The 10829-nt window shown below is 64.0% G+C and carries 11 protein-coding genes, 1 tRNA gene and 1 pseudogene; 2 read left to right on the forward strand and 11 right to left on the reverse strand.

Annotation, left to right across the window (positions count from 1 at the left end):
* Nucleotides 1-490 precede the first annotated feature (490 nt).
* The 10 genes and pseudogenes from C7441_RS23530 to C7441_RS23575 form a co-directional block, all read right to left on the reverse strand.
* On the reverse strand, nt 491-787 hold the full coding sequence (locus C7441_RS23530) for a hypothetical protein (RefSeq protein WP_109614963.1): 297 nt from the start codon (nt 785-787) through the stop codon (nt 491-493).
* Nucleotides 784-1050: a DUF6117 family protein gene (locus C7441_RS23535; RefSeq protein ID WP_109614964.1), complete on the reverse strand. Its 267-nt coding sequence runs from the start codon at nt 1048-1050 to the stop codon at nt 784-786. The genes C7441_RS23530 and C7441_RS23535 overlap by 4 nt, the downstream gene beginning before the upstream one ends.
* A 69-nt stretch (nt 1051-1119) precedes the next feature.
* On the reverse strand, nt 1120-1596 hold the full coding sequence (locus tag C7441_RS23540) for a hypothetical protein (protein ID WP_109614965.1): 477 nt from the start codon (nt 1594-1596) through the stop codon (nt 1120-1122).
* 101 nt (nt 1597-1697) lie between these two features.
* Nucleotides 1698-3848, reverse strand: a complete 2151-nt coding sequence (locus C7441_RS23545) for a ParB/RepB/Spo0J family partition protein (RefSeq protein ID WP_109614966.1) — start codon at nt 3846-3848, stop codon at nt 1698-1700.
* 142 nt (nt 3849-3990) lie between these two features.
* Nucleotides 3991-4380, reverse strand: a complete 390-nt coding sequence (locus tag C7441_RS23550) for a hypothetical protein (protein WP_109614967.1) — start codon at nt 4378-4380, stop codon at nt 3991-3993.
* 159 nt (nt 4381-4539) lie between these two features.
* Nucleotides 4540-5487, reverse strand: a complete 948-nt coding sequence (locus C7441_RS23555; protein ID WP_109614968.1) for an adenine nucleotide alpha hydrolase family protein — start codon at nt 5485-5487, stop codon at nt 4540-4542.
* Nucleotides 5487-6436: pseudogene (locus C7441_RS23560) on the reverse strand (ArdC family protein). Before C7441_RS23560 ends, C7441_RS23555 begins: the two are co-directional and overlap by 1 nt.
* Before the next feature lie 160 nt (nt 6437-6596).
* Nucleotides 6597-7772 (reverse strand): phospholipase D-like domain-containing protein, encoded by a 1176-nt coding sequence (locus tag C7441_RS23565; protein WP_146201560.1) that lies wholly within the window; start codon nt 7770-7772, stop codon nt 6597-6599.
* Between the two features lie 10 nt (nt 7773-7782).
* On the reverse strand, nt 7783-8292 hold the full coding sequence (locus C7441_RS23570; protein ID WP_109614970.1) for a GNAT family N-acetyltransferase: 510 nt from the start codon (nt 8290-8292) through the stop codon (nt 7783-7785).
* A 3-nt stretch (nt 8293-8295) separates the two neighbouring features.
* Complete coding sequence (locus C7441_RS23575; RefSeq protein ID WP_109614971.1) at nt 8296-8595, reverse strand: type II toxin-antitoxin system TacA family antitoxin; 300 nt, start codon at nt 8593-8595, stop codon at nt 8296-8298.
* A 295-nt stretch (nt 8596-8890) separates the two neighbouring features.
* Here C7441_RS23575 and C7441_RS23580 point away from each other — a divergent pair, with 295 nt between their 5' ends.
* Nucleotides 8891-9106 carry a hypothetical protein gene (locus C7441_RS23580; RefSeq protein WP_109614972.1) on the forward strand — a complete coding sequence of 72 codons (216 nt, stop codon included), beginning with the start codon at nt 8891-8893 and terminating at the stop codon, nt 9104-9106.
* A 13-nt stretch (nt 9107-9119) separates the two neighbouring features.
* On the forward strand, nt 9120-10778 hold the full coding sequence (locus tag C7441_RS23585) for a recombinase family protein (protein WP_109614973.1): 1659 nt from the start codon (nt 9120-9122) through the stop codon (nt 10776-10778).
* On the opposite strand, the gene C7441_RS23590 is transcribed toward C7441_RS23585, so the two are convergent.
* Nucleotides 10735-10811: transfer RNA gene (locus C7441_RS23590), tRNA-Met, on the reverse strand. The genes C7441_RS23585 and C7441_RS23590 overlap by 44 nt on opposite strands.
* Nucleotides 10812-10829: the final 18 nt, after the last annotated feature.

Here is a 10829-nt window from a genome sequence, read left to right on the forward strand (position 1 = left end):
CTTGACCAGTCATCATCGAGAGAAAATGCGCGTTTCATCTCGATGTTGAATCATCGAAAGCGCAAAACGCCAACCCTTAAGTTAGCGCCTATGGGGACCATCCCCCGCGCGACAGGCGCCCGAAGTGTCCGGCCGGATCTGCAATCACCCTCGCGCGTTCGGGCATGTGCCCCGAATCCGCGAGGGCGGCACGCTCGCGTAAGCCGACCCCTTGCGGGTTGATTGACGAAGAGACGACCGGACCAAGGTTCGCGAATGGAAGCGGGGGATGGTGCCTTGCCTCTGACGGGATGCCGGGAAACCATCGCAGTTGCCTTTCCGCGCCAGCCTCGTTTCCACGCTGATTTCCCCGATGTGTTTCAGGCCGGGGATGGAATCCGCTGTTCCGCAGCGAGAAGCTGACAGCACAATAGTGAAGCTGGACCTCGATCCATCGCTGCCTGTGCAGCGATACCCGACGGCCCGGTGACAAGTGCAAGGTGCGCGCCGTTCAGTTCCAGAGCCCATCCGCGATCTCGCGGACGATCATCGCGCGGGCATTCATCATCACATCGTCGCCGGAGGTGTCGATATGACCGTAGAATCGCGCCCGCGCGCCATGTGCGGTCCAGTCGGTATAACGGCAGTATTCGCGGGCATCGAGCCGGAAGGCGCGCATGTCCTCGGCCCAATGCGGCTTCGGCTCCACGACGACGGTGAGGCCACCGCGCGTTTCCTCCCAGGGAAGCGACCGCTCCGAGGGTGGATTGCGGCGGTCGTCGGCGAAGATTTCATCGACGGTGATCATGATGCGCCTCCTGTCTCGGGTTGCGAGAGGAAGCCGGTCGGGTTGCCTGGGTCCGGCGGCAGATATGCGTCATAGGGGTTGCCATCGGCGAGATGGCCGAACGGGGTGAAGACGTAATCCCCGGCCTCGCGGCCCACGGCGCACAGGACGTAGCGCACCTCGCGGGTTTCGGCGTCGAGGCACTCCATCAGCGCCAGATTGCCGTCACCGGCAGCGCGGAGCAGAGTGTTGAAATTCGTTCGGACGGGATCGGGAATAGCCATGATGTTCTCCTGAAACGAAAATGGCCCGCCGTCGAAGGACAGCGGGCCATGTGGATGGGGTTGCGATGATCACGCGGCGGCGCGACCCTCGATCGCATCGGCGCCAACCTCGTCGGCCGTGATCTCCTCAAGACGGGCGCGGCTGTATCCTTTTCTGGCCAGCCAGAGTTCGGCCGCCTCGCGGTCCTCGGCGAGGTGCAGCAGCTCGACGTTCTCCCCGACATCCTGCACGACGCGGACCTGACCGATCTTTGGGCGCTCGATCACCCGGAAGCTCAGATCGCTGTCGATGCCGTAGCTGCGCATGACGGTGATGAGGATGATGCCGCCTTCGCCGAAATCGCCCTCATGCACGGTGAAGGACGGCGGGGTCGTGTAGGTCAGGCGCTCGCGTCCCGGCTCCTTGCGCACGAGGCGACCGACCCCGTTGCGGGATTTCCAAGCGGCGAGTTTCTTCGTGAAGCGCGCGGGCGGCTTCGGTTGACCGTCGCTGTAGGCCACGAGCGAGCCGAGCGGCGCGATGTCGAAGATGAGGGAAGCAGACATGAATCTGGTCTCCTGAAACGAAAACGGCCCGGCGAGATGCCGGGCCTTGGGGTGGAAAGGGATGGAACACGGGGCGACGGAGGCCGCCCCGCAGATGGGTGTCACTCGGCGGCGACGAGAGCCACCGGACCGTCGGCGGCCTCTACCTCGTCCTCATCGTCACCGGCGAGGAAGTCCGGCAGCGCCACGCCGCCGTCGTCCTGATCTGTCGCACCATCCACGGCCTGCGCCTCCATGGCGGGGCGCAGCGGCTCCGGCAGCCAGCCGGTGTCGGCCAGGAGCCGTTCTGCCTCCTTTGCCATGTCGCCCTTCTTGAGATGCCCGATGAGATCGGCGGCACGATCGCCGGCGCCCTCGCGCACCGCTTCGAGGATGCGGGTCTTGGTTACGCGGCCCAGGTAGTTCTCGACCGTCGGCCTCCAGCCCGCTTCGACCAGATCGAGGCCGGTGGCCTGAGCCAACCGTTCGGCCTCGGCCATACGCCGGTCGAGACCGTGCTGCGAGATGCCGTTCCCCGAATAGGGGTTGGGCCGCTCGTAGAGCGCGTTGACGCCGAAGCTGACGCAATGTGCGAGCAGCGCCTGGCGGCTGGCATCGTCGAGGCCGTCGATCCAGTCCCAGAGCCGGTCGTCATCGCCGGAGGGAATGTCCCCCCGCCAGGCGTCCGCGCGTTCGTCGATCATCTTCGCGGCGGCGCTGTCCGCAAGCCCGGTCGCATCGGCCGGGAGGTAGATGTAACGCACCGCGGCGTAGAGGCTCGTCCCCGAGGTGGAGGTGCGCTCGAAGGTGTCGAGAACGAGCTTGTGCAGCAGGGCCGTCATGGCGACGTGCGGATTCTCGGCGAGCGCATTGCGCAGGGCGAGCGTTCGCCAGGCCGTCAGGTCGGTCACCAGCCGCTCGGGCAGCGGCTTGACGGCATCGTCCTCATCATCGTCGCCATCCGGGACCGGCTCGCCGCCGACGGTGATGACGGCACGCTGCACCGCATCGGGATCGGACGGGTCCGCAGACTCTCCGACATCCTCGCCGTCGACGGTCTCTGGTTGCTCGTCCTCGGGGCGGACATAGCCGCTGCTGACGATCGGCTCACCGTCGCGGCCGATGCTGACGAACACGCCGGCCCGCGCGATATCCTCCGGGGCGAAGGTGATGGGCCGGTTCTCGAAGGCTTCCAGTTCGGCCTCGATCTCCCCGAGCCGCTGATCGACCTCATCGGGAAGTTCCTCGGCTTCGGCATACTGCGCTTCAAGTTCGTCATATTCGTCGCGCAGCGCCTCGCGGGCGGCGCGCTCCCCGTCGGTCAGTTCCTGGGTCACGCCGACCAGCCTGCGGAGCCCGTTGGTGTAGCCGTAGGGAAGTTCAACTGCAGCGTCGATCCACTTCCAGCCCTGACCGGCGATCTCGTCGGCCACGACCCGCAGCTTCTCGTCGACCAGCCGGTCGAGGAGCGTGACGTCCTGCAACCAGCCGCCGTTCTCATCGGAGAAGAGATCGCGCAGCACCGGGCCGCCCGCTGCCTCATAGGCTTCGACACCGACGAAGAGGGCGCGCTTGTCGGCAGCGGGAACCGTGGTCTCGGTCAGCATGTTGCGGATCTGCCAGGGCTCCTTCTGCCACGACGTGCTGATGCGCTCCCAGACCTGCTGCTGGCGCTCGTGGTCGGGGTTGACGGTGAAGGCTTCCAGCATCGCCAGCGTCATCTCGTTCCGCGCATAGGCATCGTGCAGGGACGGCGCGACGGTCGCGAGGCGAAGACGCTGCATGATGTAGCGCGGCGTGGTCCGCCAGGCGTCGGCGATCTCCTCCTTGGACATGCCCATGTCGAACATGCGCTTGAACGCCTTGAACTGGTCGAGCGGATGCAGGGCGAGGCGCAGCAGGTTCTCGGCCAGCGAGTCGTCGACGGCCGAGGTCTTGGCCTCGGCCTTCTTGACGATGCAGGGGACGAGCCCGTCGCCCGGGAAGCGACCAGCCTCGACGAGGCGCGCGATGGACCTGTATCGGCGGCCGCCGGCCGGGGTCTCGAAATCGCCGGTCTCGTTGCCGTCGTCGTCGAGGATCGCGCGGACATTGAGGCCCTGCACGAGGTCTTCGCGCCGGTCGATGTCGTGGGTGAGTTCGTCCAGACCTGCCTCGACGTCGATCTCGCGGACATTGCTGTCCGACAGCCTGATCCGGTCGAACGGAATGTCGCGCGCCCGCGAGAAGACGATCATCGGGACAGTGGGCTTCTTCTTGGCAGCTTTTGCCATCGTGGTATCTCCGCGACGGGCGCCGAGAGCCTCTCTCTCGACCCTAAACCCGTCACGAAGCGAAGCGCCGCCCTCTCACTCTAGGAGGGCAGCGCCATCAAACCGGCACCGGACTATCGCGGAACCGCAAACCCGCTTCCGATCAGTCGGCCTCGGCGACCTCCTGCGCGGACGGGTAGTCCCGCCTGTCGAAGACAATTGCCGGGCCGTGATCCGCATGTTGAAGGGCGCCTTCCACGAACGAATGCTGCGGGTCGAACTGCTCGTAGAAGGCATCGACCGCAGCCTCTTCGTCTTCGGCTTCGACCTCCTGGACGAAGCAGACCCACATCGCCCGGCGCTGGCGGACGAAATAGCGGCTCAAGGCGGGGACGCACTCGAACACCTCGTTGATGTCGCCGTCCATCTCCGCGCTGTTGAACTGCTCGACGGCGTGATCGCGGTCCTCGGCATCGCAAAGCCAGGACTCGTTTTCGGAACCGTAACAGACGAGGTAGATTTTCAGGGGGTTCCGCGATTGCGTGGTGGTCATTAACCTTTCTCCATGACGGGCGGCCGCGAGCCTCTCTCGCAGCCTGCAACCCGTCACGAGGCGAAGCGCCGCCCTCTGACTCCAGAGGCACGGCGTCGCAGAACCGGAAAGCCGCAAAGCCGGAAATCCGGCTTTGCGATTGCGCGGGTTTCAGGCAGGTCACACTCCGCACATTCCCTCGCATTCGTTCGGCCAGAGGTCGAGCTGGCCGTGATCGGCCTCGGTCGACAGATCGGCCAGGTCGAGAGGGACAGCGGAGCGGTGAAGATAGATCTCGCCGCGAATGCCACGGAACCCGGTGCGAATGGCGGCATCGACTGACACGGCGTCGGTCCATGCCTCGGGATCATGGTCGCGCATGTGCCGCCAACGATCGTCGGAATGGAACGGGCAGCCGATGCAGGCGCTCTTGGGCGGCAGGGGATAGTCGTGCCGCTCCAGCCAGCGCAGGCAGTCGTTGCGGGTCATGCCCCGCTCGATCAGGGGCCAGCGATTGACCTGCCAGCTCTCGAACGAGGGCTTCATGCGCAGCGCCTCGTCGAGCGAAATGCCGATCCATTGCTCGACGACCGGAAATTTTGGGGAGCGCCGCCCGGCAATGCCGAGCAGTTCGCGCACCTTTCGCCGGATCGGCACGATCTTGTAGTCGCCGGTGCATTGGCGTCGGATCATACCGATCCCGACGCGATCGGTCTTCACGGTGCGGGAGCCGACGACGACGAGGTCGCCGTTCTCGTCCTCGTCATAGACGGGTAGCTCGGTCCCGGCGGGTGTGACGGTGCGCGTGAAGGCGGGAATCGAGGCCCATCGCTCGCCGCGTGCGCCGGCGATGAGGTCGGCGCGCAGATCCCCGGCCGAGACGATATGGACGGGGAACGGCAGGACATTGGGCGACCGCAGCCAGTCGAGATACTCATAGACCGCCTTCGGCTCCCAGCCGGTATCGGCGAAGACCGCGCAATCAGGCATGGGGCCGATCTCGCCATGCGCGGCCATCAGCGCCAGCGTGGTGGACTGGACGCCGGCGCCGAGGCTGAGGACGCGCAGCCGGATGTCGGCCGCCTGCGCGGGATCGGGAGCGAAGCCTGGAAAGGCGAGCGCACTCATCACGCCGCCTCCCGCTCGTCGTCGGCCGTGCCGATCCCGTCCACATCGGGCAGGAAGGACAGAATCCAGTCGGCGGCTTTGCTGGCCTGCGAGGCGGCGCGGACGATGGCGCGGTTGTCCTCACGCAGCACCTCCAGCCAGGAACCGATGTAATCGGCATGGCGGACAGTCGGCACGATGCCGAGCGACGCGCAGCAGAAGGCGGCGTTGATCTCGGCAACTCCTCGAAGGCGTATTTCTTCGTGCCGAAGGAGCCGGAGAAATCGCGGTCGAGGCGGGAGGGGTGTCCGGTGGCGTGACCGAGTTCATGCAGCGCCGTCCGATGCCAGTTGATAGGCTCGAAATACGCCTGCGGAGGCGGCACCTGCACGAAGTCCTGCGAGGGCATATAAAAGGCGCGGTCGCCGCCGATGCGGAAGTCGATGCTGGTGGCCCGAATCAACGCCTCGGCACGCGGCTCGATCAGGCCGGGCGCGGGCGGCGGCGCGGCAACGGCGATCTCCTCGGGCAGCCCGTCGCATTGGGCGGCGTTGAAGACGGTGAACCGCTTGAGGAACGGGATGCGGTCCGGCTCGTCTCCGGTCTCGCGGGCGCGTCGCTTCTCGTCCTCGGGAGTGAAGCGGTCGGCATAGACGACGGTGGTGCCGCGTTCGCCCTTGCGGACATTGCCGCCGAGCGAGAGCGCCTGGCGGAAGGTGAGCCAGCTCTGGCCGGGGAAGCCATGCTCGATGACGGCGCCCCAGAGGATCAGGACATTGATCCCCGAATAGCGCCGGCCGGTTGCGGCGTTCTGCGGCATGGCGAGCGGCGCCTTGACGGCCGCCGCGCCCCAGGGCTGGACCCAGGGCAGACGCCCGGCCTCCAGCTCGCCGATGATCTTGTCGGTGATTTCGTCGTAAAGGCTCGCCCGGTCGGGGCCGGGGCGCGTGCGGCGATCCTGTCTGGTCATCGCGGTTCTCCGCGACGGGCGCCGGAAGCCTCTCTCCCAGCCCTCAACCCGTCACGGAAAACCCGTCCGCACTCTCACTCTATAGGGGGCGTTGCGGGGTCTCCCCGCAGATGGGGGTGCGCTGGCAACGAAGTGCCGGCCAGGGGGAAGGCTTTCCCCGCTAGATTGGCGACGCCCCATTTTCGATATTCCCAGTCCAAGCGCCATCCTTCAGCCTGATCCCAAGATGGAAAGGCACACGTGGGGAAACTGGTGGAAGGGTAGCGCCAAGTGGTTTCAGATATCTGGCTACGACACGCTTGAATTCCATGGTTGCGAACGAAGCATTTTCCATAGACTTGCCAGGCACGAGATTGGCCGAGCCACTGAATATCTCGCATGTGTCTCCCACGCCGATATAGACCTTGGCATGGAAGTCCTGCTTCTTGGCACCGACGCCGATGATCCTACTCTCCAGGCCAAAGGTGGCGAGCATGTCGTGGTCGAGCCCTGACTCCAGCAGCGCTGTCTTATAGTCCTTGTAGCTACTTGATCGGGTAATGAAGAGGGTGCGTTGGGGGGCGAGGATGCCGAGGAGCCACTCCCAGACCTTCAGCTTCTCTTCCTTCGACATATACTGATGGGCGATGAAGGGGCTGGCGATGACAATCTGGTCGAATTTGAGCTGCCAGCGGGCAATCAATTTTTCCAGCGTGTTCATCAGAAACGATTTCGAGTGAATGCCAGTCAGTTCGATGTCCAGCGACGCGCCCTGGACATCGGCGAGCAGCATTTCCGAAGCCTTGGGCGCAGGCGTATCATTGAGGAGGAGACGGAAATAGAAGACGGCGTTGTGGTGAGTACCGCATTGGCACGGCACGGGGACCGTGACCACGACATGATCGATATCTGGAACCTTGTTCGCGAGCATGTAATTCCGAGCAATGTAAAATTGGTCATGAACCGCGGAAAGATGGGCCTCAAGCTGCCCTAGCGCTGCTTTTTCGAGATCGGTTCCAGACTGCGTACAACGGTAGATTGGGCTGCTGCTGTAATCAAAACGCAGCCTACTCTCATTTAGATCAAGCGAGTGCTCGACCACCTCTGTCGCGGGCGGTGCGGAACCGTGATAGCCACCACGTTCATCATCGAACCGCTGCGAAATGCTGAAGTCGCGCTGGCTCGATTCCTCCGGATTTCGCAGGCGAATGATGAAGGGACTGCCGCATTCCAAGCATGCGACCTCCCAGCCGCCGCGATCGTTCTCGACCGGAAATTTTACCTCGACATAGTGATGCGGTTTTCCGCATGCGGGGCACTTCGCAACGTGCTGGCTTTGCCTCACACCAAAACTCATACGGGCTCCGTTAGGGCTGGACATCCGCCACCATCACGGCGATGTCAGAAATCGCCCGCAGCAGGACCAGCGGATCATCCTTGGAGGGCATGAAGCCATGTCTCTGCCAGAACCGTGCAGCCTCGTCATCGACGGCATTGACCATCAAGGCCCGTCCGCCGATCAGGCGGGCAGCCTGAACGCAACGCTGAAGCGCGTGTTTCATCAAGCCGGTGCCGATGCCCTGCCCTGCCCATTCTGTGTCCGTGGCGAGTTGTCCAAGAAGCAGGCAGGGAACCGGGTTGGGCGGCTGCCCGGTGCGGATCGCGCGCGGCAGGATCGAGGGCACCACCGCCGTCGGTGCGAGGCCATAGTATCCGACAACGCGCCCTGCGTCGTGAACGACGACGACTGCCGTGAAGCCCTTTTCCTGATTGGCAAGGGCGCGGGTCTTCAGCCAGTGATCGAGCGTGGGCTTGCCGCATGAAAACGCTGAAACGTCATGGGCCGCAGTCAGCGGCTCGGGCGCAGATAAAGCCACGGCTCACCGCTTCGGCTCAAAGCCGGGCTCCCACGGCGCGGGCCGCTTCAGCACTTCCATCATCTCAGGGACGATGGTGGGCGGGCGGGACAGGATTTCCATGAAATCCGCAAATCCCTCCGGGCTCATGCGGATCAACCCCTGCTCCATGACGACTTCCTCGGCCGCGCGCACGGCGGCATCCCGCACGAAATCCGTGCGGGAGCGGCCGCGCAGACTCGCCGCGCGATCAATCATCGCAACGTCCGCCTCGGGCAGACGCATCGAGATCGGGTATTCCTTACGTTCTACGGTGCTGGCCATGTGATCGTCTCCTTGAGGGGAATATAGAGACTTGTAGCGCCAAACGCAATACGCTAAAGTCTGTTCACTTGCGCCTCGGTTAACTTCTTATCAGGACAAACGATGGGCGCCCGCCGAGGAGATCACATGCGCCAGCAGCGGATTTCGCAAAGAACCCATAGGTTATTTTACTCCGACAGGGCACGCTCCTCTACGCTGTTCTGCGCCGCGACACGCGGGAACGCGCCAGATGCCGCCGCCAATTCTCCCTTGGATTCAGTTGCTTATTCGGGATTTGCCGTGATTTTCTTATGGCATGACCCAGGATGCACGCAAATCGACGAAGGCATTGCAGAGCGAGCGCGAGGCGCTGCTCGATGCGATGCCGGTCGACGCATCCGAACTCACCTTCACCCCGCGCGGCGACCCGGACCCGCGCCTCGTGCGGCTCGCCCGTCTGCTCGGCGAGCAACTGGCGCGAGAGAATTTCCTGTCGCAGATGGACGGACGGCCCTCGCGCGACTCCCGATAAGGAGGGATGCCCGATGAGGATCGCACTCTACGCCCGCTACAGCTCCGACAACCAGCGCGAGGCCTCCATCGCCGATCAGTTCCGCATGTGCCGTCTGCGCGCAGAGAAGGAAGGCTGGACTGTGGTCGAGGAATATTCCGACCACGCCATCTCCGGCTCCAGCATGATTCAGCGTTCTGGCATCCAGGCGCTGATCATGGATTCCGCCCGTGGGCGCTTCGACCTGATCATGGCCGAAGCGCTGGATCGGATCAGCCGCGATCAGGAGGACATCGCCGGCATCTACAAGCGCATGCGCTATGCCGACGTAAAGATGTTCACCTTGTCGGAGGGCGAGATCAGCGAGTTGCATGTCGGGCTCAAGGGCACGATGAACGCCCTGTTCCTGAAGGATCTGGCCGACAAGACCAGGCGCGGGCAACGCGGCCGGGTCGAGGCCGGCAAGTCAGGCGGCGGAAATGCCTACGGCTACGATGTGGTCAAGAAGTTTGACAGCAACGGCGAGCCCGTCCGCGGCGACCGGACGATCAACGAGGCGCAGGCCGAGGTCGTCCGGCGTATCTTCCGCGACTATGCCGCCGGCAAGTCGGCCAAGATGATCGCCGTCTCCCTGAACAGGGACAGCATTCCGGCGCCGACCGGCGGAGATTGGGGCTTCAGCACGATCAACGGCAATCCCCGGCGCGGGAACGGCATCCTCAACAACGAGATGTATGTCGGCAAGATCGTCTGGAACCGCCAGCGCTTCGTCAAAGACCCCGATACCGGCAAGCGCCAGGCGCGTCCCAACCCGGAATCCGAATGGGTCACTCAGGACACGCCGGAACTGCGTATCCTCGATGACGAGCTTTGGAATGCGGTGAAGGCACGGCAGGGCGAGAACCGGACGGAGCGGGACCAGAGCGGTGTCGCCGACGTCCGGAAGATGAACTATCGCCGTCGGCCGAGGTATCTGTTTTCCGGGCTGACGAAGTGCGCGTGCTGCGGCGGGGGCTATTCGGCGATCTCGGCGTCGCATATCGGCTGCTCGACGGCGCGCAACAAGGGCACCTGCGAGAACCGGGTCAACATCCGTCGTGACGAGTTGGAATCGCGTGTCCTGAACGCACTGCGCACCCGGATGCTCGACCCGAAGATCTTCGCCGAGTTCTGCGACGCCTATACGCGCGAGACCAATCGCCTGCGAATGGAAAGCAGCGGCCACATCGACCGGGCGAAGGCAGAGATCGAGAAGATCGACCGTGAAGTCCAGAAGCTGATGGACCTGTATCTCAAGGACGCCCTGTCCGTCGATGACGTCAAGGAGCGTGGTGACAAGCTTCGGGCGCGCAAGGCCGAACTCAGCGACTTCCTGGTAACGGCCGACGAGCCGCCTCCCCTGCTGCACCCGAACATGGCGCTGCAATACCGCAAGCGGGTCCAACAGCTCTACGAGACGCTGCAAAGCGACGACGAGGAAAGCAGGACGGCGGCGGCCGAGGTGATCCGCACGCTGGTTCAGGACATTGTGCTGACGCCTGTGGATGGCAAGGTCGAGATCGACGTTCGCGGCGATCTTGCTGGAATCCTTACACTTTCCGCGCAAAGCAAAAACCCCGCTGCGGGTGCGGCGGGGTTGCAAGTAAAGATGGTTGCGGGGGTTGGATTTGAACCAACGACCTTCAGGTTATGAGCCTGACGAGCTACCGGGCTGCTCCACCCCGCGTCAAAGTATCAGCTTTGG

This window comes from Pseudaminobacter salicylatoxidans, assembly GCF_003148475.1.
GTDB lineage: Bacteria > Pseudomonadota > Alphaproteobacteria > Rhizobiales > Rhizobiaceae > Pseudaminobacter > Pseudaminobacter salicylatoxidans.

What these genes read in the sequence shown, in the direction of transcription:
- C7441_RS23530 (WP_109614963.1), bottom strand. Translation starts at nt 787, where the DNA reads ATGATCACCGTCGATGAAATCTTCGCCGACGACCGCCGCAATCCACCC.
- C7441_RS23535 (WP_109614964.1), bottom strand. Translation starts at nt 1,050, where the DNA reads ATGGCTATTCCCGATCCCGTCCGAACGAATTTCAACACTCTGCTCCGC.
- C7441_RS23540 (WP_109614965.1), bottom strand. Translation starts at nt 1,596, where the DNA reads ATGTCTGCTTCCCTCATCTTCGACATCGCGCCGCTCGGCTCGCTCGTG.
- C7441_RS23545 (WP_109614966.1), bottom strand. Translation starts at nt 3,848, where the DNA reads ATGGCAAAAGCTGCCAAGAAGAAGCCCACTGTCCCGATGATCGTCTTC.
- C7441_RS23550 (WP_109614967.1), bottom strand. Translation starts at nt 4,380, where the DNA reads ATGACCACCACGCAATCGCGGAACCCCCTGAAAATCTACCTCGTCTGT.
- C7441_RS23555 (WP_109614968.1), bottom strand. Translation starts at nt 5,487, where the DNA reads ATGAGTGCGCTCGCCTTTCCAGGCTTCGCTCCCGATCCCGCGCAGGCG.
- C7441_RS23565 (WP_146201560.1), bottom strand. Translation starts at nt 7,772, where the DNA reads ATGAGTTTTGGTGTGAGGCAAAGCCAGCACGTTGCGAAGTGCCCCGCA.
- C7441_RS23575 (WP_109614971.1), bottom strand. Translation starts at nt 8,595, where the DNA reads ATGGCCAGCACCGTAGAACGTAAGGAATACCCGATCTCGATGCGTCTG.
- C7441_RS23580 (WP_109614972.1), top strand. Translation starts at nt 8,891, where the DNA reads ATGACCCAGGATGCACGCAAATCGACGAAGGCATTGCAGAGCGAGCGC.
- C7441_RS23585 (WP_109614973.1), top strand. Translation starts at nt 9,120, where the DNA reads ATGAGGATCGCACTCTACGCCCGCTACAGCTCCGACAACCAGCGCGAG.